This window comes from Nannocystis pusilla, from assembly GCF_026626665.1.
GTDB classification, from domain to species: Bacteria; Myxococcota_A; Polyangia; order Nannocystales; family Nannocystaceae; genus Nannocystis; species Nannocystis pusilla.
The window spans coordinates 10,662,315-10,686,465 of the sequence record NZ_JAPNKE010000002.1 but is presented as its reverse complement, the minus strand read 5'-3'; the positions used below and the strand labels follow the sequence as shown (position 1 = coordinate 10,686,465).

At 69.5% G+C, this 24,151-nt stretch carries 20 protein-coding genes and 2 pseudogenes; all 22 read right to left on the bottom strand.

The genetic code is table 11. From position 1 onward, the window contains the following. Window positions 1-68: 68 nt before the first annotated feature. Window positions 69-901, bottom strand: a pseudogene (gene murI / locus OV079_RS59775) (glutamate racemase). Between the two features lie 43 nt (window positions 902-944). Beyond that, window positions 945-2,102 carry an acyl-CoA dehydrogenase family protein gene (locus OV079_RS47270; RefSeq protein ID WP_276602983.1) on the bottom strand — a complete coding sequence of 386 codons (1,158 nt, stop codon included), beginning with the start codon at window positions 2,100-2,102 and terminating at the stop codon, window positions 945-947. Window positions 2,103-2,109: 7 nt separating this feature from the next. Continuing rightward, the gene (locus OV079_RS47265; protein WP_267776647.1) at window positions 2,110-2,637 is read right to left on the bottom strand and encodes a hypothetical protein; all 528 of its coding nucleotides are present in this window, start codon (window positions 2,635-2,637) and stop codon (window positions 2,110-2,112) included. After that, the gene (gene ccsA, locus OV079_RS47260) at window positions 2,634-3,314 is read right to left on the bottom strand and encodes a cytochrome c biogenesis protein CcsA (protein ID WP_267776646.1); all 681 of its coding nucleotides are present in this window, start codon (window positions 3,312-3,314) and stop codon (window positions 2,634-2,636) included. The genes OV079_RS47265 and ccsA overlap by 4 nt, the downstream gene beginning before the upstream one ends. Continuing rightward, window positions 3,311-4,072 (bottom strand): heme exporter protein CcmB, encoded by a 762-nt coding sequence (locus OV079_RS47255; protein ID WP_267776644.1) that lies wholly within the window; start codon window positions 4,070-4,072, stop codon window positions 3,311-3,313. The genes ccsA and OV079_RS47255 overlap by 4 nt, the downstream gene beginning before the upstream one ends. Window positions 4,073-4,147: 75 nt before the next feature. Beyond that, entirely contained in the window at window positions 4,148-4,906 is a 759-nt protein-coding gene (locus tag OV079_RS47250) for an ABC transporter ATP-binding protein (RefSeq protein ID WP_267776643.1), read from the bottom strand. After that, on the bottom strand, window positions 4,903-6,849 hold the full coding sequence (locus tag OV079_RS47245) for a hypothetical protein (protein WP_267776641.1): 1,947 nt from the start codon (window positions 6,847-6,849) through the stop codon (window positions 4,903-4,905). The genes OV079_RS47250 and OV079_RS47245 overlap by 4 nt, the downstream gene beginning before the upstream one ends. Then, a complete protein-coding gene (locus OV079_RS47240; protein ID WP_267776639.1) occupies window positions 6,846-7,613 on the bottom strand; it encodes a zinc ribbon domain-containing protein in 768 nt (255 codons plus the stop codon). Before OV079_RS47240 ends, OV079_RS47245 begins: the two co-directional genes overlap by 4 nt. 2 nt (window positions 7,614-7,615) lie before the next feature. After that, complete coding sequence (locus OV079_RS47235; protein ID WP_267776638.1) at window positions 7,616-9,631, bottom strand: heme lyase CcmF/NrfE family subunit; 2,016 nt, start codon at window positions 9,629-9,631, stop codon at window positions 7,616-7,618. A gap of 22 nt (window positions 9,632-9,653) precedes the next feature. After that, the gene (locus OV079_RS47230; RefSeq protein ID WP_267776637.1) at window positions 9,654-10,073 is read right to left on the bottom strand and encodes a cytochrome c maturation protein CcmE; all 420 of its coding nucleotides are present in this window, start codon (window positions 10,071-10,073) and stop codon (window positions 9,654-9,656) included. Window positions 10,074-10,080: 7 nt separating this feature from the next. Further along, window positions 10,081-11,172, bottom strand: a complete 1,092-nt coding sequence (gene moaA / locus OV079_RS47225) for a GTP 3',8-cyclase MoaA (RefSeq protein WP_267776635.1) — start codon at window positions 11,170-11,172, stop codon at window positions 10,081-10,083. 130 nt (window positions 11,173-11,302) lie between these two features. After that, window positions 11,303-11,854, bottom strand: a complete 552-nt coding sequence (locus tag OV079_RS47220; protein ID WP_267776633.1) for a cytochrome C oxidase subunit IV family protein — start codon at window positions 11,852-11,854, stop codon at window positions 11,303-11,305. A gap of 22 nt (window positions 11,855-11,876) precedes the next feature. Next, window positions 11,877-12,481 (bottom strand): annotated as a pseudogene (locus tag OV079_RS59770) (cytochrome c oxidase subunit 3 family protein). 112 nt (window positions 12,482-12,593) lie between these two features. Continuing rightward, window positions 12,594-14,234, bottom strand: coding sequence for a cytochrome c oxidase subunit I (gene ctaD, locus OV079_RS47205; RefSeq protein WP_267776626.1), 1,641 nt, complete (start codon window positions 14,232-14,234; stop codon window positions 12,594-12,596). A gap of 33 nt (window positions 14,235-14,267) precedes the next feature. Further along, window positions 14,268-15,296 carry a cytochrome c oxidase subunit II gene (gene coxB, locus OV079_RS47200; RefSeq protein ID WP_267776624.1) on the bottom strand — a complete coding sequence of 343 codons (1,029 nt, stop codon included), beginning with the start codon at window positions 15,294-15,296 and terminating at the stop codon, window positions 14,268-14,270. A 22-nt stretch (window positions 15,297-15,318) separates the two neighbouring features. Continuing rightward, window positions 15,319-16,158 carry an SCO family protein gene (locus OV079_RS47195; protein WP_267776623.1) on the bottom strand — a complete coding sequence of 280 codons (840 nt, stop codon included), beginning with the start codon at window positions 16,156-16,158 and terminating at the stop codon, window positions 15,319-15,321. 13 nt (window positions 16,159-16,171) lie between these two features. After that, on the bottom strand, window positions 16,172-16,990 hold the full coding sequence (locus OV079_RS47190) for a hypothetical protein (RefSeq protein ID WP_267776621.1): 819 nt from the start codon (window positions 16,988-16,990) through the stop codon (window positions 16,172-16,174). 17 nt (window positions 16,991-17,007) lie between these two features. Continuing rightward, entirely contained in the window at window positions 17,008-18,264 is a 1,257-nt protein-coding gene (locus OV079_RS47185; protein ID WP_267776619.1) for a hypothetical protein, read from the bottom strand. Window positions 18,265-18,266: 2 nt separating this feature from the next. Further along, window positions 18,267-18,905 carry a c-type cytochrome gene (locus OV079_RS47180; protein WP_267776616.1) on the bottom strand — a complete coding sequence of 213 codons (639 nt, stop codon included), beginning with the start codon at window positions 18,903-18,905 and terminating at the stop codon, window positions 18,267-18,269. Window position 18,906: 1 nt separating this feature from the next. Further along, complete coding sequence (locus tag OV079_RS47175) at window positions 18,907-19,452, bottom strand: DUF3341 domain-containing protein (RefSeq protein ID WP_267776613.1); 546 nt, start codon at window positions 19,450-19,452, stop codon at window positions 18,907-18,909. Between the two features lie 3 nt (window positions 19,453-19,455). Further along, window positions 19,456-20,856 (bottom strand): NrfD/PsrC family molybdoenzyme membrane anchor subunit, encoded by a 1,401-nt coding sequence (gene nrfD / locus OV079_RS47170; protein WP_276602982.1) that lies wholly within the window; start codon window positions 20,854-20,856, stop codon window positions 19,456-19,458. Window positions 20,857-20,890: 34 nt separating this feature from the next. Beyond that, complete coding sequence (locus tag OV079_RS47165) at window positions 20,891-24,145, bottom strand: 4Fe-4S dicluster domain-containing protein (RefSeq protein WP_267776593.1); 3,255 nt, start codon at window positions 24,143-24,145, stop codon at window positions 20,891-20,893. Window positions 24,146-24,151: the final 6 nt, after the last annotated feature.

Here is a 24,151-nt window from a genome sequence, read left to right as displayed (position 1 = left end):
TCCCCCCGGTGCCGCGAAAACCGCGGGCCCGCGAGACAGCGTCCTGCTTTGAAATCACGCGAGGTCCGTTACAGGTCCACGAGCTCGACGTCCTCGGGCGCGATCGCCTCGCCGAGGAAGACGGCACCGACCCGCGCGAACCGGGCCGGCGCGTCGGTGGCGAGGAAGCGGACCCCCGCCTGCCCTGCCCCGTCCCGCCCGCGGGTCCGGTGGCCGGCGCGCAGGTCCGATCGCAGGAGGCAGCCCGCCACGACCTCCCCGGTCGTCTCGGCCGAATCGACCAAGCGGACGCGCGGGCCGACGGCCGCGGCGATCGCCTGGCGCAGGACCGGGAAGTGGGTGCATCCGAGGACCAGGCAGTCGAGCCCCGGCCGCTCGCCGACCACGTTCGCGAGGTAGCGCTGCGCCACGGCCTCGGCGACGGGCCCGCTGACCCAGCCCTCCTCGGCCAGCGCGACGAACAGCGGCAGGCGATCGACACGACCTCGGCGGCCGGGCGCACGGCCCGGATCGCCCGCTCGTAGGCGCCGCCGCGGACGGTGCCCTCGGTGGCGATGACGCCGATCTGCCCGCTGACCGAGGCGCCGCAGGCCGCCGCAGCCCCCGGCTCGATGACGCCGATCACCGGCAGCGGCGCGAACACTGCCGCGAGGTGACCGAGCGCGACCGCAGAGGCAGTGTTGCAGGCGACGACCAGCAGCTTGATCCCGCGGCCCACCAGGACCCGCGTCGCCTGCTCGGCGTATCGCGTGACCGTCTCGCCGCTCTTGGTCCCGTACGGCAGGCGCGCCGTGTCGCCGAGATAGATGAATCGCTCGTCCGGTAATGCGGACCGCAGGGCCCGCAGCACCGTGAGTCCGCCGACGCCGGAGTCGAACACGCCGATCGGTAGATCGGCCACCGTCGATCCGGGCGTCGGCGCCTCGCCTCGCGACCGGGTCACGCTAGCCTCGAGCGAGGATGTTCTTGGCGATCACCATGCGCTGGACCTGCGAGGTGCCCTCGTAGATCTGCATGAGCTTGGCGTCGCGGTAGATCTTCTCGACCGGGTACTCGCGCGTGTAGCCGTAGCCGCCGAACACCTGCACGGCGTCCGCGGCGCACTTCACCACGCTGTCGGCCCCGACGCACTTGGCGATCGCGCTGGTGTTGGTGCGACGGATGCCCTTGTCGACCTCCCACGCGGCCTTGTTGTAGAGGAGGCGCGTGGTCTCGTAGGCCATCGCCATCTCGGCGATCATGAACTGGATCGCCTGGTGCTCGGCGATCGGCTTACCGAAGGTCTTGCGCTCCTTGGCGTAGCGGGCCGACTCGTCGAGGCAGCGGCGGATCATGCCGGCGCACTGCGAGCCGATCATCGGCCGCGAGCGATCGAAGACCTCCATCGCCACGTAGAAGCCCTTGCCGGGCTCGCCGAGGATGTCGGCGTCGGTCAGCGGGACGTCCTCGAAGATGACGTCGCAGGTCTCGGAGGCGCGCTGCCCGAGCTTCTTCTCTTTCTTGCCGATCGAGATGCCGGGGCGGTCGCTGTCGACGACGAAGGCGGTGATGCCGCGATGGCCGAGCGCCGGGTCGAGGGTGGCGAAGCCGGTGAAGATGCTGGCGTGGCCGGCGTTGGTGATCCACCGCTTCTGGCCGGTGAGGCGCCAGCCGTTGCCGTCGCGCACCAGGCGGGTCTTCATCGACGCCACGTCGGAGCCGGCCTCGGGCTCGCTGCAGGCGTAGCTGATGAAGATGAACTCCTCGGTCAGCCGGCGCAGGTGCTTCTGCTTCTGCTCCTCGGTGCCGGCGACCAGCAGCGGCAGCGCGCCGAGGTGGTTGCACATCACGCTGGTGGCGATCGCGGCGCAGCCGTAGGCGAGCTCTTCCGAGACGATGCAGCCGTCGAGGGTGTGGTAGCCGAGGCCGCCGTAGGCCTCGGGGATCTCGATGTTCATCAGGCCGAGGTCGAACGCGGCCTTGAACACGTCGACGGGGAACTTCTCCGCCTCGTCGTAATCGTGCGCGACCGGGATGATCGACTCACGCGTGAATTGCGCGCGGTCTGGATGAGGGCGTTCTGCTCGTCGGTGTACGTCGGGTCGAACACGGCGCCCCCGCATACCACGGTCACACAAGCGGCGCCAGAGTCACGGCGGGGCGTCGCGCCCGTGCAGCGGCTCGTGAGTCGGCTCCGACCTGGCCCTTCGGGCAGCTGCGCGGCGGGCCACGAGGTCGCGATCGGCGGCGCTGCTCGCGGCGGCCCGACCGCCGAGGATGTACCCGATCAAGATCCCGAGCAGGAAGACGCCCGGGATGTACAGGAAGTGCCCGAGAGTCACGCCCCCGGCCCCCGCGGGCCCCCGACCTGGCGAGCTCCTGCCGCAGGGCGTCGACGTCGGCGCGCAGCCGCGCGGACCGGCGCCACAGGAACAGGCCGTAGGCGGCGAACAGCGCCCACAGGATGCCGTAGGCCCAGACGATGTGCTGGTAGTCGCTGGCGGTCTTGGCCGCGGCCTTGTCCTCGAGGGCGGCGAGGATCTCCTTCTCCTCGCGGCTCGTGCCGACCGCGGGCTCGTACTCACCGCCGTCGGCCGGCGCGGGCGCAGCCTCGAAGACGAGGCCGGTGATCAGGACGGGCGGAGCGATCGGTGTCATGCGCGAGAGTCCTCCAGGCGGACGTAGGCGTCGTCGAGCTCGCCGGCGAGGACGAGCTGTCGGGCGCGGATGGCGAACAGGCCGAAGCTGACGAGCAGGAGCGCGGACAGCCCCGGCCAGAAGGTGGCCCACATCTCCGGCGGCAGCTTGGCGACCACGCCCGTGGTCGGGTGCGTGGTCTTCCACAGCTTCACCGCGTAGTAGATGAGCGGCACGTTGACGGCGCCGAAGATCGCCAGCGCCGCGGCCAGCCGCTCCGACGCGTGCTGGCCGAAGTGACGCAGCAGCAAGTAGGCGGCGATCACCAGCCACAACAAGGCGGTGGTGACCTGGCGGGCATCACCGGTCCACGGGGTGCCCCACGTGGCGTGACCCCAGATCGGGCCGGTCAACATGACGCCGAGGCCGCCGAGGAACCCGATCTCGGCCGAGGCCAGAGCGACCGCGCTGGCCGTGCGCGAGCGCCGACGCAGCTGCACGTAGGCGGCGACGCCGGAGATCACGGCCATGAGCATGCACAGCCAGCCCATCGGCACGTGGAAGAAGAAGATCTTGAACGCGGTGCCCATGGTCCGCTCGTTGGGCGTCTGAAGGAACACCCGCTGGACGCTGTAGACCACCAGCGGGGCGGCGGCCAGGAACAGCAACGGGACCACGAGTTCGGACTTCCGCTTCATCGGGGCTCCTCTCGGCCGGCGGCGCGCGCCAGGTCGCGCCGGTGCTGCCGCGCAGCCTGGGCCGTGCGGGCCGGCGCGGCGCCCACGAGCACCGGCTCGAACAGCAGCGCGCCGACGCCGAGCAAGATGACGTCGAGCGCGGCCATCTGGCCGAGCAAGCTCGGGAGGTTGGGGTTCTTGTCGAGCAGCGCGCGGGTGGTCACCAGCGCGAACATCAGCACCGGGGTGGTGACCGGGTAGAGGATCACCGCCAGCAGCATGTTCTTGCCGCCGCCGCCGGCCAACCCGGCGGCGAACAGGGTGCCGATGGCGACGTAGCCGAGGCAGCCGAGGACCACGAGCGCGGCTGTCTCGAGGGGCATGTCCCAAAAGGCCTGTCCCGCGGGGAACATCGCGGCCAGGCCGGGCACCAGCAAGGCGCAGCAGACCAGCAGGACCAGCAGGGTCGAGCCGGCCTTGGCGACGTAGATCGCCAGGCGCTCGACCGGCGCGGCCAGCAGCGCGCGCAAGGTGTCGGCCTCGCGCTCGCGGTCGAAGGCGCGGGTCAAGGTGATGGAGCCGACGAACGCGACCGTGAGCCACAGCAGGCCCGGCACCGCCGGCAAGGTGTGCTTCTTCTCCAGCGCCGCGAACGACAGGTAGAACATGCCGAGCACGACCAGGGTGAAGAAGGTCGAGGTCACGACCAGCTCGAGGTCGCGCAGCTCCTGCCGCAGCTCGCTGCGGAGGAGGAGCAGGCTCTGGCGGAGCAGACGCACCGGCGCCAGGTGTAGCACAGGGTCGGCGCGCGGCGGAACCGGGCCGATGCGGGTCCTGCGGCGCCGTGCCGCGGCTCAGGCGGCGGCGTGATCGTCAAGGCCGACGGCGCCGAGGACCTCGCTTGCGCGGGCGGCGAAGCCGGCCGGGTCGTCGCCCCCGCGCTCGACCTCGCGGACGATCGCGCCGGCCTCGAGCAGCACCAGGCGATCGCACACGCGCAGCAGCGTGCCCTGGTCGTGCGAGCTGAGGAGGATCGCCGCGCCGCGGTCGCGCTCGGCCAGCAGCGCCCCCGCCAGCTGCGCGCGCCCGCGGGCGTCGAGCGCGGTGAACGGCTCGTCGAGCAGCAGCAGTTCGGGGTCGCCGGCGACGGCCCGGGCCAGCGCGACCCGCTGGGCCATGCCGCGCGAGAAGGTCGAGACCGGGCGATCGAGGGCCTCCGCCGGCAGACCCAGGCCGCGCAGGACGTCGTCGGCTGGCCGCGAGGACAGGCCGGCCGCGCGCCGCAGCTCGGCGAACAGCTCGAGGTTGGCGCGCGCGCCGAGGCCCGGGTACAGCTGCGGCGCGTGGGCGACATAGGCCAGGCGGGCGCGCAGCTCGAGGTCGATGTCGGCGACCACGCGCTCGCCGTAGCGGCGCTCGCCGCCGTCGGGCTGCAGCAGGCCGGCGAGGATCAGGAACAGCGTGGTCTTGCCGGCCCCGTTGGCGCCGACGAGGCCGGTGATGCTGCGGGCGCGCAGCTCGAGGTCGACGCCGCGCAGGACGACCTTGCGGCCGAACCTCTGGGAGATCGATCTCAGGACGATCGGGGTGATCGGCTGCCGCGCGCCGCTCATTTCTTGTCCTGCCAGGCCGCGCCCGGGTCGGCGTGGCGCGGCCGCGAGTCGAGGGCGTCGAGCTGGCAGTAGACCTGGTCGAGGGCGGCGACGATCGGCTCGCGCTCGCCGGGGCCCGCGGCCTCGAGCTTGCGCAGCAGCGCCGCCTTGCGCTTCAGCAGCCGCTCGCGCAACGACGCGCGCGGCCGCAGGGCGAACGCGAGGCCGCAGGCGAAGGCGACGAACAGGCCGAAGCCGAGGCCGAGCCACTTGTAGGTGCGCGGGCGAGTGACGAGGCCGTCGACCACGAGGTCGTAGGCCTGGCCCTGCGCCATGGCGCCGACGTCGTAGACGTCGAGGTCGACGCGGCTCTCGCCGTTCTCGTGCGGCGGCTTCACCGGCGGCTTCTTGGCGCCCTTGGTGAGCTTCAGGCCGTCGACCACGACCGCGCGGCCGTCGACGATCGGGAACGGCGCGGCCCAGTGGATCTCGGCGGTCCCGTCGTGCTCGAGCAAGTACGCGGTCGACAGGTCGATGAGCTCGCCCGGCGGCAGCGGGCCGGTGATGGTGGTGAACGGCGCCTCGGCCTCGTGCTCGAGCACCTGGTCGGCGCGGTCGCGGACGACGAGGCCGGTGGCGCCGTCGGCCGCGGCCAGCTTGTAGGGCTTGCCCGGCCAGTAGGCGGAGTCGCCGTCGACGTAGACCTGGAACAGGTGGTCGACCCGCGCGAGGTCGTTCTCCATCGACTCGACGCCGAACTGCACCGCCGAGCGCACGCGCGTCAGGTCGGTGGTGACCGGGTAGACGCGCATCTCGACGGCGACGCCCATGCGCTCGTCGAGGGTGAAGAAGCTCGACTTCCACGGGGCGCCGGCGTACGAGGCCTCGGCGTGGAACAGGCCCTCGCCGGTGAGCGGGATGTCGGCGATGCGAGCGACGCCGTCCTCGCCGGTGGCGTCCTCGAAGCGCTTGCTGAAGCCGGTGCTGTCCTGCTTGACGATCGTGACCGGGATGCCGTTGATCGGCTGGTCGTCGGGGCCGACGACGGTGACGCGCACGCTGCCGGGCAAGATCGTCGGCACCGCCCGCGGGCCCATCATCTGCCGCCGCTGCGGCCCCGCGGTGCGCGGGCCGATCACCGCCAGCACCACCGCCATGCCGACGTCCTTGCCGACGAGCGAGAACGGCTGGCTGCGCTCGGTGCCGGTCGGCAGGTCGGCCTCGGCCACCAGCGAGACGTCGGCCGCGAGCTCGTCGAGCCCGGGGAAGCGCGCGGTGCCGCGGGCGTCGCTGATCGCCTCGCGCGTCTCGGCCTTGCCGTCGGGACCCGTGAGCACCAGCCGGACCTTGACGCGCTCGAGCGGGGTGCCGGCGCGCAGGTCGAGGGTGCCGACCAGCAGGGTGCCCTTCGGCGTGCCGGGGTTGGTGAAGGCGACGCCGGGCAGCGGCACCTCGCCGGGCCCCGGCTGGCTCGGCGGAGCGGTCGGACTCGAAGTTGCGCCCGGACTGCCGGCGGCAGCGCCGGTCGAACCTGCCCCTTTGACCAGGAGGACGCGGTAGCCCTGGGTCGGCGACAGCGCGATCGGCTGCGAGCTCTGGCGCTCGCCCTCGAGGTCGGCGCGGGCGACCGCGGTGCCGCCGTGGAACGCGGCCAGGTCGGTGAAGTTGGCGCGGCCGTCCTGCCCGGCCACGGCGGTGCGCGTCTCGGTCTTGCTGCCGTCCTGCGACTTCAGCTCGAGCTCGACGGTGACGCCGACGGCCGGCTGGCTGAACGAGCCGAGCAGCGCGCGCACGGTGATCGTCCCGGGCTCGGTCTGCGGGTCGGCGCGCGGGATGCCGGACATCGCCCGCGGGTCGATCGGCGGGCCGCCGGCCGGCTGGGCCGAAGCCTGTCCCGCAAGACATGTCCCGACGAACAGGAACGCAAGGGCAGCCGCGCGCAGCGGCCGGCGTGACGCAGTCATGGGCCGATCTCCCCCGAGCTCGCCGAGTTGCCGCGCTTCTCGCCGCTGCTCACCTTGTTGCGCGCGAGCGAGACGCCGCAGTGCTTGCAGAACTTGGCGTCGTTGTCGTTGTTGCCGACGCAGTTGGCGCAGATCCGCGAGGTGCGGTCGAGGTCGGGCGCGGAGATCTCGGTCATGTTGCGCAGCGGCGCCGGCGTGAGGCCGGCTTCGGGCACCGGCGCCGCTTCGGCCGGAGCGCTGGTCGGCGCGGCCGGGGCCGCGGGAGCGGTCGGCGGGCCGGCCTTGCGGTCGAGCTCCGTCAGGACCTTCTGCAGCTCGGGGTGGAGGTCGCCGCCGCCGTCGAGGGCGCGCATGACCTCGATCGCCCGCACGCGGTAGGTGCCGATCACCGCCTCGAAGTCGGCGGTCGACAGCTTGCCCATGCCGTGATCGAACTCGAGCTCCTTGATCGCGCGCAGCAGGCGGCGCTTCTCCTCGCGCAGCTCCGACTGGCTGAAGTGGCCGACGCCGCGGCCGACCTGGGCCAACGAGTCGGGCCGGGCCAGCGCGCGGACCATCGCGTACATGCGGCTCAGCGCGTAGACCAGCGCGGCGCCGGCGGCGGCGAGGGCGATGGTCGGCTCGTCGACCGGGCCGGCCGCGCGCGCGACGACGAGGACCAGGCCGAACGCGACGAGCGCGAGGCCGGCGGTCAGGAAAGCGGTGCGCGGGAGCTTCGGCGCAGCCGCGGCGCGAGCGTCCTTGCTCTGCGGCGCCTCGGTCACGTTCAGACGTCCTCTCCCGGCCCGTCGCTCTTGCGCGTGCCGACGCAGATCAGCGAGCCGGCGAGCATGACGGCGAAGCCGAACCAGATCCAGTTGACGAGCGGGTTGATGTAGAGGCTCATCTGCGTCCACCCGGTGGTCATGTCGACCTCCTGGATCGAGACGTACACGTCCTCGCCGAAGGTCATGTAGCGCGAGACCTCGGTGGTCGGCTGCTCGGGCAGCTGGAAGTACCACCAGCGGGCCGGCAGCAGCGTGGTCTTCTGCTCGCCGTCCTTGAGCACGGCGATGTGGGCCGTGATCATCTCCTTCTGCCAGTCCTCGGTCGCGCGCAGGCCGTCGTGGCGGATCACGTAGTCACCGAGCTCGGTGGTGTCGCCGGGGCGCAGCGTGGTCTTGCGCTCGATCTTGTAGGCGTTGCCGGCCCAACCCAAGAACATCAGCACGATGCCGAGATGGACGATGTAGCCGCCGTAGCGCCGGCGCGCGCGCAGGACCAGGCCGATCAGCGCGTCGAGGACGCTCTGCGGGCGCTGGCGCCGGCGCAGGGCCACGCCGCGGTAGAACTCCTGGACGATGGTCCAGAAGGTGAAGGCGCACAGGCCGAAGCAGGCCAGGCCCCACGGCGAGCCGAGGCCGAGCACCAGCAGGACGACGGTGGTGACGACGCCGGCGACCAGCGGCCCGAGGAACTGCTTGACCAGGTTGACCTGCGAGGTCTTGCGCCACGCCAGCAGCGGGCCGACGCCGGTCAGCAAGAGCAACGACAGGCCGAGCGGGCGCATGTAGCGGTTGAAGAACGGGGCGCCGATGGTGACGCGCTCGCCCGGGTCCTGCCAGCCGAGCAGGTCGGGGTAGCGCTCGGCGAGGATCATCCGCCACTCGGTGAAGGTCGGCCACATGGTCGCGCCGAGCACGAAGATCGCGGCGACCAGGAACAGCCAGTTGTTGACGAGGAACGCGAACTCGCGCGACAGCACGCTCTCGAGCTCGCCGCGCGAGCGCAGCAGCGGCAGGCGCCAGATCACCAGGCCGAAGCTAAACAGCACGATCGCCAGCATGAAGCCGCCGAAGGTCCACGCCAGCACCGGGTCGGCGCCGAAGGCGTGCACGCTCTGGACCACGCCGCTGCGCGTCATGAACGTGCCGACGATCGTCAGCAGGAAGCTGACGATCACCAGCGACACGTTCCACACCTTCATCATGCCGCGGCGCTCCTGGATCATGATCGAGTGCAGGAACGCGGTGACCGTGAACCACGGCAGGAGGCCCGCGTTCTCGACCGGGTCCCAGGCCCAGTAGCCGCCCCACCCCAGCTCCTCGTAGGCCCACAGGCCGCCGAGGATGAGGCCGAAGGTCAGGAACATCCACGAGAACAGGGTCCAGCGGCGGACGCTGCGCTGCCACGCGGCGTCGACCTGGCCGGTGATCAGCGCCGCCATGCCGAACGCGTACGGCACCGCCAGCGAGACGTAGCCGAGGTACAGGCTCGGCGGGTGGACGATCATGTACAGGTTCTGCAGCAGCGGGTTCAGGCCCTTGCCCTGCGTCGGGATGTCGAGCAGGTAGACGCCGAACGGGTCCTTGATGAACAGCAGCAGGCCGGCGAAGAACGCGGTGATGACCGAAAGAACCGCCGCGGCGTGCGGGATGAGCTCGCGGTGGCGGTCGCGGTTGGCGTGCAGCGCCAGCGAGGCGAACAGGGTGTGCAGCAGCACCCAGAACAGCATGCTGCCGTCGAGCCCGCCCCAGAACGACGTGATCTTGTAGAACAGCGGCATCGCGGCGTCGCTGGTCTTCTGCACGTACTGGATCGAGTAGTCGCCGGCGATGAAGCCGTAGATGATGAGCGACGAGGCGAACGCCGACAGGGCGAAGCTGGCGTACACGCCCTGCAGGCCGGCTTCGATCAGCCGCTCCGAGCGGCGCGCGGCGCCGAGAGCGGAGAAGCCGGTGCTCGCCAGGCTGAGCACGAACAACAGGAGAATCGAGGCCGTACCGAGGGTAGCGATCGACATGAGAGCGGCTCCTTCGGACAGGTCAACGACCGTTCTTGCTCGGATCGGCCGAGGGCCGCTCCTCGTACTTCGACGGGCACTTGGCGGCCATCTCCTCCGACTCGAAGCGGCCGTCCTGCAGCTCGCCGGTCAGGATGACCTCGCCGCCCTCGGCGAAGGTGTCGGGCACCATGCTGGTGAAGTGCACCGGCATGCGTCGGCCCTCGCGCTCGATGTCGAAGGTGTAGTCGCCGGCCTCGCCCTTCTTCTGCTTGACGGTGCCGGGCACCACGGTGCCGTGGACCTTGATCATGCGGCCGGAGTACAGCGCCGGGTTGTCGACGACCTTGTCGACGAAGATGTAGTCGAGCACGCCCTCGCCGCTGCTGGTGCTGACGAGGTAGAACACCGCGCCGCCGACGAAGAGACCGATGAAGACCTTGGACGAGACGGGGAGCGCCATGACTGGATTAGCCTCCGATGCTGATCATCGCCTTGTCCGGGCCTCCTTGGCCATCCAGGGCGAAAGTGTGACCCGACTGCTTGTACCCGAGGACCGCGCGTACGCGCGCCGCGAGGGCGACCGGGCCGGCGGATCGCAGCACCGAGCGTAGATCGCCGGCGTCGTCGCGGGCGAGACAACTGTGGAGCGACCCTGCGGCAGACAGCCGCAGACGGTTGCAGGAGGCGCAGAAATTCTCGGTCATGGGGGCGATGACGCCGACGCGGCGGCCTGCGTGAGGGCCCGAGGCGACGCGCCAATAGGTCGCAGGGCCGAGGCCGCGCACGCCCTCGCCGCTGTCGCTCACGAGCGGCGCCCCGGCCGCGACGGCGACGCGTTCGCGGATCTCCGCAGCCGGCATCAGCTCGCCGGGCACGTATAGGCGGCCCGCCGACATCGGCATGACCTCGATGAAGCGCGGCACGTGGCCGCGCTCCCACGCCCACAGCGCCAGCTCACCGAGCTCGTGGTCGTTGAAGCCGCGGATCGCCACGGTGTTGATCTTGATGCCCGAGAAGCCGACGTCGCGCGCGGCGTCGAGGCCGGCCAGCACCTCGGCGAGCACGCCGCGGCGGGTGATGGCGGCGAAGCGCTCGGGGTCGAGGCTGTCGAGGCTGACGGTGAGGCCGCGCAGCCCGGCCTGACGCAACGGCGCGGCCATCTCGGCCAGGCGCGCGCCGTTGGTGGTGAGGACGACGTCGATCGGGATCGCCGCCAGCGCCGCGACCAGCTCGACCAGGCCGCGGCGGACCGTCGGCTCACCGCCGGTGAGGCGCACGCGCTCGACGCCGAGCTCCGCGAACACCTGCACGATCGTCGCGACCTCCTCGAGGGTGAGCAGGTCGGCGCGGGCGATGCGGTCGATGCCCTCCTCGGGCATGCAGTAGGTGCAGCGGTAGTTGCACCGGTCGGTCAGCGAGACCCGCAAGTAGCGGATCCGCCGCGCCTGCGGGTCGACCAGCGGGCCCCCTGAAGCGAAGGCTCCCCGACCGCGGACGGCGGCCGCGCGGTGCGGAGTTGAACCAGGGTCATGCGCGAACAACCTGCTGCGTCGCTTCATGTTACCACAGGCGCGACGAGCGCCCGGCGGCGCCAGAGCGAGCCCGGCCACGTAGCTGCCCTCGTTCGGGCGGCTCGTGGCCGGATTCGCGTCGTCTCGCGCGGGGCGCGAGCCGGGCTCGTGATGACTCTCAGTGCGCCGCGGCCTTGTGCTCGGCCTTGGCGTCGGCCTTGTGCTCGCCGCCACCGTGGCCACCGCCGTGCTCGCCGCCGCCGCCGTGACCGCCGCCGTGGGCTTCGATCTCGGCGAGGACCTTGGCGCGCCGCTCGGGCACGTTGTCGACGCCGACGACGAGGCCCTTGCCGGCGTTCTCCTGCTCCTTCCAGCGGACGAACGTCTCCTGCTCGTCGTTGAGGGCGTCGCGGCTCTTCATGTCGAACATGGTGAAGCCGAAGAAGATGCCGACGAAGATGATGGTCCCGAGGAAGACGAACAGGTGGAACTTGTCGTCGTACTTCAGGTGCATGAAGTAGGCGACGACCAGCGACGCCTTGATGAACGCGACGACCATCGCCACCGTGAGGCTGGCGGGGCCGAGGTCGGCGAACGAGACCGCGAAGGTCAGGCCGGTGAGGACGAACAGGGCGCCGATGACGCCGTTGTACGTGCTCATCGGCGAGATGTGCTCGTGGACCTCGTGCGGATGCTCGACCGGTTGACCGTTGAGGAAGACCTTTGCCATGACAATCGACTCCGGGCGAGGGTCACTTGACCAGGTAGAGGAGCGGGAAGAGGAAGATCCAGACCAGGTCGACGAGGTGCCAGTAGAGGCCGGTGTTCTCGATCGCCACGTAGTTCTTGGCGCCGAACTCGCCGCGGCCGGCGCGGACGAACATCCACAACATGATGGCGAGGCCGATCACGACGTGGACGCCGTGGAGGCCGGTCATCAGGAAGTAGACGCCGAAGAAGATGTGCGGCAGCCCGTCGATCTCGTAGCCGTGGAGGTGCGCCGAGTAGAACTTGCCCGGCAGCATGCCGTGCTCGAACTTGGCGCTGTACTCGAAGTACTTGACCACCATGAAGATGCAGCCGCACAGGATGGTCAGCACGAGCATCAGGCGCAGCTCTTGACGTCGCCGAGCTGGATCGAGCGGACCCCGAGGGCCATCGTGTACGACGAGGTCAGCAGGACCACCGTGTTGATGCCGCCGGCCCACTTGCTGAGGTGCTCGTGCGCCTCGAGCACCATCTCCGGGTAGAGCATCCGGAGGATGAAGTAGGCGAGGAACAGGCCCGAGAACATCAGGATCTCGGTGGCCAGGAAGAGCCACATCCCGAGCTTCGCCGAGGCCGTCTGCTGGCCCATCGTGTCGAAGTGATGGGCCAGGTGCGGGTTGTGCTCGTCGTCGTCGTGGGCGGGCGCGTGGGCGTGTTCGTTGCTCATGGCTGCGTTACCCCGGGGAACTCGCGTGGAGGAATCAGTGGTGACCGCCGGCCGACTTGTCGATCTCGGGGAAGTCGTAGGGGCTGCCGTGGACGTGCGGCGTCTCGTGGAAGTTGTGCTCGATCGGCGGGCTCTGGGTCTGCCACTCGAGGGTCACGGCGCCCCACGGGTTCGACGGGGCCTTCTCGCCCTTCCACAGCGAGTGCATCAGGTAGATCAGGGTCCACAGCAGGCCGAGCGCGAGGATGTACGAGCCGATCGTCGAGACCTGGTGCATCACCTGGTACTCGGGCAGGTAGGCGTAGTAGCGCCGCGGCATGCCCTGGTGGCCCAGGAAGAACTGGGTCATGAAGGTGACGTTGAAGCCGATGAACACCAGGAGGCAGCCCCACTTGCCGGCCGTCTCGTTGAACATCCGGCCGGTCATCTTCGGCCACCAGTGGTGCAGGCCGCCGATGAAGGCGACGACGGTGCCGCCGACCATGACGTAGTGGAAGTGCGCGACCACGAAGTAGGTGTCGTGGAGGTGAACGTCGATCGCCAGGGTCGACAGCGGCAGGCCGGTCAGGCCGCCGACCGTGAAGGTCCACAGGAACGCCATGCCGTACCACATGGCGGTGTTGTACTGGATGCTGCCGCCGTACAGCGTCGCCACCCACGAGAACACCTTGATGGCGGTCGGCACGCCGACGGCGAAGGTCAGGAAGCTGAACAGCACGCCCGCCAGCTCGGACTGACCCGAGACGAACAGGTGGTGGCCCCACACGACGAAGGAGATGACGGCGATGGCGACCGAGGACAGCGCGATGGCCTTGTAGCCGAAGATGTGCTTGCGGCTGTGGACCGTGATGATCTCCGAGATGATGCCGAAGCCCGGGAGGATCATGATGTAGACGGCCGGGTGGCTGTAGAACCAGAAGAAGTGCTGGAACAGCACCGGGTCGCCGCCCATCGCCGGGTCGAAGATGCCGATCCCGAGCGACCGCTCGATGATGAGCAGCAGCAGCGTGATCGCCAGCACCGGCGTCGCCAGCACCTGGATGACCGCGGTCGAGTAGATCGCCCACACGAACAGCGGCATCCGGTTCCAGTTCATGCCCGGCGCGCGCATCTTGTGCACCGTGACGACGAAGTTCAGGCCGGTGAGGATCGACGAGAAGCCGGCGATGAAGACGCCTGCCGTCGCGGTGATCACCGCCGTCCCCGTACTCGTCGAATACGGCGTGTAGAACGTCCACCCCGTGTCGAGTCCGCTCGTCAAGATGGCGACGATCAGGAACACCGCCGCGACCGAGTAGACGTAGAAGCTCAGCAGGTTGAGCCGCGGGAACGCCACGTCCTTGGCGCCGAGCATCAGCGGCAAGAAGAAGTTCCCCAGCGCCGCCGGTACGCTCGGGATGATGAACAGGAACACCATGATCGCGCCGTGCAGCGTGAAGACCTGGTTGTAGGTCTGGGCGCTCATGAAGTCCTGGTCCGGCGTGAACAGCTCGGTACGCAGGGCGATCGCCAGGATGCCGGCGATCAGGAAGAAGAACATGACCGACGCCAGGTACATCATGCCGAGCCGCTTGTGGTCGACGGTGACGAGCCAGGACATCAGGCCCCGCTTCGAGACCAAGTAGTTCGGCTCGACGGCGGGGTGTGGGTCTTGCGACTGGACAGCAGTGGACATGGGAAGACTCCGTGGAGTGCCGCGGGCGAAGCGTTACTTCTGGGCCTTGATGTAGGCGATGAGCGCGGCGATCTGCTTGTCGTCGAAGCGCCCGGCGAAGCTGGGCATCTGCAGGCTGAAGCCGGACACGATCTTCGCGTTGGGCTCGAGGATCGACTCGCGGATGTAGTTCTCGTCGACGGTGACCGTGCTGCCGTCGGCCAGGGTCTCGCTCTTGCCGAACAGACCCTTGAAGCTCGGGCCGGTCTTCACGGTGCCGTCGGTGGTGTGGCAGCTGGCGCAGCCGCCGCGGGTGACGACGCGGGCGCCGAAGTCCTCGGCCGACTCGGCGTCGCCCTGCTTGAGCTCGCAGGCCTTGGCGAGCACCGCGTCGTACTCCTCCTGCGGGACGACGTGGACGCGGCCGACCATGCTCGAGTGCTCGTCACCGCAGTACTCGGTGCACATCAGCGGGTACAGGCCCGGCTTGGTCGCCTCGAACCAGAGCACCGTGTAGCGACCCGGGACCACGTCCTTCTTCAGGCGGAACGCCGGCAGGTAGAACGAGTGGATGACGTCGACCGAGGTCATCGTCAGGCGCATCGGCTTGCCGACCGGGACGTAGAGGTCGTTCGTCAGCGAGCAGCCCTTCACCTCGGGGTACTCGATCGTCCACGACCACTTCTGACCGGTGACCCGCACGTCCATCGCGTCCGGCGGCGGCGTCACCTGCTTCATGTACTCGATCTCGCCCCAGGCGAAGAGGATCACGAAGAAGAACGTCGGGATGGCGCTCCAGATGAACTCGAGCTTGCCGTTGTGGGTCAGCGGCGAGGTCTTGGCGTGGCCATGGGCGGGCTTCTTGTACTTCCACATGAAGTACGCCTGGACCCCGATCATGCCGACGAAGGCGATGCCGCAGAGGACCCAGAAGAAGATGTAGAGCGTGTCGAGCGCCTCGGCGTTGGCCGAAGCCGCCGGCAGGAGGCTCCACGGGGAGTCCGACATCGGCGGCGTGCCCGGGTTCGAGGGCGGCAACGCTGCTTCCGCGGCGGCAGGGGCGATCAAGAGCGAGAAGAGCACGGTTTTCCTCCGCAGGTCCCTGTCAGGCCGTGGCCCGGCGTTCGCGCCGCCAGTACACGAGCAGGGTTGTTCCGATCAATAACACAGTCACGGCGCCCGCGATGCGCATGAGACCGAACGCAAACGGGCCGTAGCGACCGAGGGTCGCATCGTAGTGAAAGCAGCTGAGGATCAGCCGGTCGATGGTGCTGCCCACGCGACCCTCGCCGGCCTCGATGAGGCCGAACTTCAGGTCGCTGGCGTTGTACGACAGGCCGTAGACGTAGCGGGCGATCTTGCCCTCGGGGGACAGGAACGCGACCACCGCCGGGTGCGCGTACTGGTCCTGCTCCGGGTCGTACGTGTACGAAATCCCGAGCTGGGCCGCGAGCAGGCGGACGTTCAAGGCGTCGCCGGTGAGGAAGGCCCAGTCGACGTCGTCGCCCCGGCCCAGCGAGTTCAGGTGGTTCTGCCGCTTCGGCCCCGCGAGCTCCGGCGTCTCGCGCGGGTCGATGCTGACGGTGACCACCCGGAAGTGCTCGTCCCCCGGCGTCCATTCGAGCTTGTGCAGCGCGTCGGTCAGCTCGTTGAGCTGCACGTTGCACAGCACCGGACAGCGGAAGTAGTTCATCGTCACCAGCACCGGGCGCTTGCCGTCGAGGAAGTCGCCGAGGGTGACGCGCTTGCCGGTGTGGTCGACGAAGCTCAGGCCGCGGTCGACGTCGAGACCGAGGTGCTCGTCGACGTCGATCGCGGTCATCGCCGGCGCCAAGACCTGGTTGCTGCCCGCCTCTCGCGCGTCGCTGGGCGCGGCGCGCACGCCGGCGGCCGACCCGAGGGCCAGCGCGGCGGCGAGACAGATTGCGGAGATCCGGCAAGACATGGCGACGAACTTCTCAGTGCGCGGGCGCAGGCTCAGGAGCAGCCTTGCCCGGGTTGGACTTGGCGCCGACCGGCTCGGGCGTGCCGCCCGGGACCGGCTTGGTGCTCTCGGACTGACCCTTGTCGGCGTTGAGCGGCATGGCCTCGTCCTTGGTGCCCGGCGGCAGCGCGGCCGGCGGGGTGCCCTCGGCCGGCTTGGCGGCGGCGCCATCGGTCGCGGGCGCGGTGCCCTCGGCCGGCTTGGCGGCGGCGTCGGTCGGCGTGCCCGCGGGCGCGGTGCCGTCAGCCGGCGCACCCGCGGGCGCAGTGCCGTCGGCCGGCGCGGCGCCCTCGGCCCCGGGGACCGCCGGCACCGCGCCGTCGACCGCAGCGCCCTCGGGCGCAGCCGGCGTCGGCGCAGCAGCCTTCTGTCCGCCCGCGGCGACGTCGTCGGGGTGGATCCACCCCGCCGGCGGCGCGAACGCGCCGAGCTTCTCCGGCTTGGCGAGGATCAGGTCGCGGGCCGAGGCCAGCGGGATGTAGTTGTAGCGCGCGACGACCTTGCCGGTCGCGTCGGTCACGACGTCGTCGCCCTTGCCGCGGGTCCGGGTCTCCATGTCCTTGCGGTAGTCGGCGAGGAGAGACGAGCCCTCCTTGCCGCGCTCGGCGTTGAGGTCGCGGGCCTGGTCGTTGAACAGTTGCACGCAGGTGACCAGCGACAGCAGCGTCAGCGCGCCGAGGCCCCAGACGATGTTGAACAGCTCGCGGGTCGGCGGCGCGTCGAGCTCGTGGCCGCCACCGTGTCCGTGACCGCCGTCGTGGGCGCCGTGCGAATCGTTATGATGCTCGGTCATGACTGCCTCCGCTCCGCTCAGAAGTTCTCGAACCGGACCGACTCCTCGATCCGCGGGTCGCCGGTGGGGACCAGGGCCTTGCGGCCGAGCGCCCAGGTGAAGCCGGTGATGAACACGCCGGCGATGCCGAGCAGCGCCAGGAAGTCGACCGGGCCGATGTGCATGCGCATCACGTGGTCAGCGCTCTCCTGCGCGTGGTGATGCGCCAGGACCGGCTGGACCAGCCAGTACATGTCGACGACCTGCATGAACAGGATCCACACCGCGGCCAGCGTCAGCGTGAAGGCGTTGCGCTTGACCCCGCGGCGCAGCAGGAAGAAGAACGGGATGAAGAAGCGACCGGCGACCAGCAGGAAGGTCAGCGGCAGGAAGTCGTCGGCGATGCGGTAACCGAACCACATCGTCTCTTCCGGGATGTTCGCGTACCAGATCAGGAAGTACTGGCTGAACGCGATGTACGTGTAGAACACCGTGAAGCCGAACAGGAACTTGCCGAGGTCGTGGTAGTGCTCGGTCGTCACCACGCCGCGCAGGTAGCCCGACTTGTGCAGCAGGACCACCACGAGGCTGATGAACGAGAAGATCGTCAGCGCGCTGCCGGCGAAGTAGTAGACGCCGAACATCGTCGAGAACCAGTGCGGGTCGAGCGACATCAGCAGGTCGAACGCCGCGAAGGTCAGCGACAGCGCGAACAGGGCGACCGCCGGCGCGGCCCAGAACCGCATCGAGTGCGCGGCGCGCATGCCGGCCTCGGGGTTGCCGTCCGAGCCGGTGCTCTTCGCGTAGAAGAACACGGACAGGCCGGTCCAGACCACGAAGTACGTGATCATGCGGTACAGGAAGGACGTCTCGTTGAGGTAGCCCTTCTTCGCGTTGAGCATGAAGTCATGCTCGACCGCGGCGACGTCCGTCCAGTGGTAGAGGTCGTGGGCGCCGAGGAAGATGATCGGCAGGCCGAGGAGGCACATCACCGGCAGGGTGATCATGGCGTTCTCGGCGATCCGGCGGACCGCGATCGACCAGCCGGCGCGGACCAGGTGCTGGACGATGACGAAGAACAGACCGCCGAGGGCGACGGCCAGGAACACCATGTAGGCGACCAGGTAGGCGTACCAGAACGCGTGGGTGTCGCCGTGCGCGGTCGCCCAGGCGCCGCCGAGGCCGCCTGCGCCGAGCACGAGGCCGATGATCGGCATCTTGCGCCACATCGAGCCGGCCGGGATGTGGATCTGGTCGGCCGGGAGAACGAACGGCTTGTCGTGAGCGTGGCTCATGGCTACTTGGCCTCCTCGGGCGTGCGCGCGACCTGCAGCGTGCGGACCCACACCGCGATCGCCCAGCGGTCCTGCGCCGGGATCTGGGCGGCGTAGGACATCATCGTGCCCTTGCCGTTGGTGATGACGTCGAAGAAGTGGCCGAGCGGCATGGCCCGGATCTGCGGGTCGTTGAGGTTCTTCGGCGCGACGCTGAAGCCGCCGCCGCGCAGGGTGGCCACGCCCTGGCCCCCGCCCGTGTAGTCGTGGCAGGGCTGGCAGTAGATGTTGTAGCGCTCCTCGCCGCGGGCCATCAGCTCGGTGCTGAGCTTGATCGCCGTCGGGAGCCGGTCGAGCAGGCGGCTGTCAGGCCCGCGACCGCGGTACAGCTCCTCGTCGTCGTGCAGCTGCCCGACGGCGACGGTGCCGGCCACCGGCAAGCGCGCCGCCCTACCCTCGCACTGGTGCGGGTTGTGGGCCTTGGCGCAGTCGACGTCCTTGAAGTAGTCGTTGACCTCCTGGGCGTCGAACCGCTGCTGGAAGTCCATGTTCTGGATGAGGTGGACCGGCGGCAGCTCGGACCGGTTGCCCTGACAGCCGGCGAGGGCGCCGAGCGTGCCGAGGCAGAGGGCGATGGCCTGGATCTGGTTCGTGCGTGCCATGTCAGTCCTCGACCTCCTCGATGTGCGCGGCGCCGGTGCGCTCGAGCAGCTCGCGGGTCTTCTGCGGGTCGTATTTGGGGTCGCGCGCCTCGATGGCGATGAAGAACTTGTCGTCCGTGTGGCGCAGGAACCGCTCGCTGTTGAACAGCGAGTGGTACCACATGGGCAGCCGGTTCAGGCCCAGCATGCCGAACACCGCGCCGAACGCCGAGAACAGCACGCCGAGCTCGAACGTCACCGGCACGAAGGCCTGCCAGCTGAAGTACGGCTTGCCGGCGATGATGATCGGGTAGTCGATCGCCGAGGTCCAGTACTGCAGCAGCATCGCCAGCGAGGCGCCGGTCATGCCCATGGCGAACACGATCCACGGCAGCACGCTCGGCCCGAGGCCCATGGCCTTGTCGAGGTTGTGCACCGCGAACGGCGTGTGCGAGTCCCACACCTTGTAGCCGGCGTCCCGGACCTGCTCGCACGCGTGGTAGACGGCCCGGGCCGAGTCGTACTCGGCGAGCAAGCCGTAGGTCTTCTTCTTGATGGGCTTACTCATGGCTCAGTGGTGCTCCCCGTGCGAATCACCGTGGTGGTGCGGATTGGCGATCGCCATCACGCTCTTGACCTCGCCGATGGCGACGGTCGGCAGATAGCGGACGAACAGGCAGAACAGGGTGAAGAAGAGGCCGAAGCTGCCGACCAGGGTCGACACGTCCCACACCGTCGGCGAGTAGTAGTCCCAGCTCGAGGGCAGGAAGTCGTGGTGCAGCGAGGTCACCGTGATGACGAAGCGCTCGAACCACATGCCGATGTTGACGAAGATCGAGAGGATGAACAGCCACACCACCGAGCGCCGGATCCGCTTGATCCAGAAGAACTGCGGCGAGATCACGTTGCAGCTGACCATGATCCAGTAGGCCCACCAGTAGTCACCGAACAGGCGGTTCTGGAACGCGAAGCTCTCGTACGGGTTGCCCGAGTACCAGGCGATGAAGAACTCCATCGCGTACGCGTAGCCGACCATCGTGCCCGTCAGCAGGATGATCTTCGCCATGTTCTCGAGGTGCTTGACCGTGATGATGTGCTCGAGCTTGAACCAGGCCCGAACCGGCAGCAGCAGGGTGAGCACCATCGCAAACCCGGAGAAGATGGCGCCGGCGACGAAGTAGGGCGGGAAGATCGTCGTGTGCCAGCCGGGCAGCTGCGAGGCCGCGAAGTCGAAGGACACGATCGTGTGCACGGAGAGCACCAGCGGCGTGCTCAGACCGGCGAGGATCATGTAGGCCTTCTCGTAGTTGACCCAGTGGCGCGTGGACCCGCGCCAGCCGAGCGAGAACAGCCCGTAGGCGAAGCGCCGGATCGGCGTCTTGGCCCGGTCGCGCATCGTCGCCAGGTCGGGGATGAGGCCGACGTACCAGAACAGCAGCGAGACCGTGAAGTAGGTCGAGACCGCGAACACGTCCCAGAGGAGCGGGCTGCGGAAGTTCGGCCACATGTCCATCTGGTTCGGCAGCGGCAGCGGCCAGTAGATGAACCAGGGGCGGCCGGTGTGGAACGTCGGGAACTGCAGCGCGCAGATGACGGCGAAGATCGTCATCGCCTCCGCGGCGCGGTTGATCGACGTGCGCCACTTCTGGCGGAACAGGAACAGAACCGCCGAGATCAGCGTTCCGGCGTGGCCGATGCCGACCCAGAACACGAAGTTGACGATCGCCCAACCCCACGCCACCGGGTTGTTGAGGCCCCAGATGCCGGTGCCCATGTAGAGCAGGTAGGCGATCGAGATGAGGTACACGCCGAGCAACATCACCGACGGGATGAACGCGATCCACCAGCGGCTGCTGGGGATCTCGATCGGCCGCGCGACGGCCTCCGTCACGTCGTGGAAGGTGACGTTGTCACCCTCGACGAGTTCCATGCGGCCGGTGATCGGGTCGAGTTCGTCTTGATACTTGGCCATGTGCGTCACCTGGGCTTAGTGCGCCGGGGCGTGGTCAGCCTTGTGCTCGCCGGCGGCGGCACCGTGCGGTGCGGCGGCAGCGGGCGCAGCGGCCGGGGCCGGAGCGGACGGAGCGAGCTCGGTGTTGGGGTTGCGGATCCGGCCGAGGTAGGTGGTGCGCGGCCGCGTGTTGAGGTCGGTGAGGACGCCGTAGTGACGGACGTTGGTGCGGAAGCTGGGCGACCCGCGTGGTCGGGTCGGCGACGTCGCCGAACACGATCGCCTGGGAGGCGCACGACTGCTCGCAAGCGACGACGATGGCGCCGTCCTTGACGGTGTCCTCGCCGGCGACGTGGGCCTGGATCTTGGCCTCCTGGATGCGCTGGACGCAGTACGAGCACTTCTCGATGACGCCGCGGAAGCGCACCGTGACGTCCGGGTTCTTCTGCATCCACAGCAACTTCTCGTCGTCGCTGTTCATCGGGTCGCGGTTGAAGTTGAAGAAGTTGAACCGCCGGACCTTGTACGGGCAGTTGTTGGCGCAGTACCGCGTGCCGATGCAGCGGTTGTACGCCATGTCGTTCAGGCCCTCGGGGCTGTGCGCGGTCGCGGCCACCGGGCACACGTTCTCGCACGGGGCGGTCTCACAGTGCTGGCACAGCATCGGCTGCACGACCGCGGCCGGGTCCTCCTTGGCGCCGCTGTAGTAGCGGTCGAGGCGGATCCAGTGCATCTCGCGGCCGTTGGCCACCTGCGACCGGCCGACCACCGGGATGTTGTTCTCGGCCTGGCAGGCGACGACGCAGGCGCTGCAGCCGTTGCACTTGTTGAGGTCGATGACCATGCCCCACTGCTGCTTGCCGACCATCGCCGGCGCGCCGAAGTCGGGGTGGGTGTTGTGGTCCCACAGCGAGACGAGCTTGTCGGGCGCCATGAGGTCGCCCTTGACGGCGAACTCGCGGCCGGTGGCCTTGAAGTCCTCGACGGTCGTCTCGCGCACGATCGGGCGGTCGGGGTAGCCGCGGCCCGGGTTCAGCAGGTTGGGGTCGTTGTCGTCGCGCGTCGACGCCATGTCGATCGCCGGCGACAGCGAGCCCCAGTCCTGGGTCGAGTAGATCTTGCGCTGACCGCCCGCCTTGGCAACGGTGCCGCCCTGCACGAACCAGGGGTTCGCGGCGGGCTGCAGCGGGTAGACGTCGACGCCGGCGCCGTCAGCCGCGAGGCCGATGTTCTGCCGGCCGTAGCCGAGCGCGACCGAGACGGTGTCGTCGGCCTGGCCCGGGGCGATCCAGACCGGGATCTGGACCGACTTGCCGCCCACGGTCACGGTCACGAGGTCGCAGTTCTCGACGCCGAGCTTGCGCGCGGTGGCGATGCTGACGTAGGCCGCGTTGTCCCAGGTCAGCTTGGTCATCGGGTGCGGCAGCTCCTGCAGCCACGCGATGTTGCTGAAGCGACCGTCGGCGACCTTGGGGTCGACGTGGAAGTTGACCTCGAAGCCGGCGGCAGTGAAGTCGGCGGCCTTGATCGCCTCGGCGACCTTGGCGTACTCGCGCGGGATCGGGTTCTGGCCCGAGCGCGGGACGCCGTGGACGACGCCGTCGTGCAGCCAACGGCGCCAGACCTTGTCGGACCACATGGCGCCGAGCGCCTTCCGCCAGTAACCCTGGACGAGGCTGTAGCCGTCGACCTCGGCGTCGCTGGCGATCCACGACAGCAGCTCGAGCGCGCTCTTGCTCTGGTGGAGCGGGGCGATCAGCGGCTGGACGATCGAGATGGTGGCGTCGGCGGCCTCGAGGTCGCCCCACGCCTCGAAGTACGTGGTGGCCGGCAGGTGCCAGGCGGCCAGCTTGCCGGTCTCGTCGTTGTAGAGGCCGTGGTGGATGACGGTGACGCCCTTGAGCTTGCTGGCGAGGTCGAGCTCGCCGGGCGCCTCGTAGGCGGGGTTGCACTCGATCACCAGGACGGTGTCGATGCCGGCGCCGAGCGCCGCCGCCAGGGCGCCGATCGGCTCGGCGACCACCGCGGTGTCGTCGTGGCGCAGGCGGACGCTGCTGCCGACGTTGCCGAGCATGACGTTGATCAGCAGGCCGAGCGCGTGGACCCACGCGGGCTGGCGCTCGCCGACGATCACGAGGCTGTGAGCGTCGCGCGCGTCCTTGGCCGCCAGCAGGTCCTTGGCCAGGACCTTGACGAACTTCTGCTCGGCGTCGCTGAGGGTGACGGCCGGCAGGGCGTCGAGGACCGCCTCGGCGCCGGAGGGCGCCTTGCTGCTGCCCTTGATCTCGCCCGCGAGGGCGACGAGCACCGCGCCGACCTGGCTCGCGCGCATGCGCAGGCGGTGGTCGGCCTGGGCGCCGGTGATGCTGAAGTGCGGCTCGACGACGTAGAGCCGGTTCATGCTGCCGGCGTCGGCCTGCGAATGCACGTCGCGGCCGGCGGCGAACTCCCGCTGCAGGCGGACGCTGTCCTGCTCGCCGCACAGGAAGTCGCTGTCGGCCGAGAAGATGACGCGCGTGCCGGCGGCGGTGATCTGGCCGCCCGCGCTGCCCTTGCCCTGGATGTGGTAGGTGAAGCGCGTGCCGGCGCCGCACAGCAGCTCGGCGCCGGCGTTCGCGTTGCGCGAGCCGACGACGTCGCCGTCGAACAGCTTGGCCTTGGGGAAGTTGGTGGTGAAGGTCTTGACGGCCTCACGCAGCGACGGCGACAGCACCGTCGGCAGCACGACCGCGAGCCCCTGACCCTGCTTGCCGCGCAGCTCCTTGAACTTGGCCCCGAGCTCCGCGGTGACGGTCTCCCAGTCGACGAGCTCTTGCGTCTCGCCGTTGCGCTTCAGCGGGGTCCGCGAGCGCGCCGGGTCGTAGAGGCCCATGACGCTGGCCTGGGCCCACGAGTCGGTGGCGCCCAGCGAGCCGCTGTGCCGCGGGTTGCCCTCGACCTTGGTCGGGCGACCGTCCTGCGACTCGACCAGCAGGCCCTGCACGGTGCCGCCGACCTGGTACGCGGTGGCGTAGTAGACCGCCTGGCCGGGGATGGTGTCCTCGGGCCGCTTGCTCAGCGGGACGATGTGCTCGACCGGCTTGCGCACGCACCCGGCCGAGGCCAGCGCCGTCGAGGCGCCGACGAGGCCCATGAACTTGCGGCGCGCCAGCGAGGTCGCCGGCACGAAGCTGGTCGCGCCGCCGCGTTCGCCGGCGAGCGCGCTCGCGTCCTTGAGCCCCGGGAACTCGTCGTGCTGCGGGGCCAGCGTGCCGTCGTGATCCGCGAGGCTGCGCCAGTATGCCTTGAGGTTGTCGGTGGACTTGGTCATGCGAAA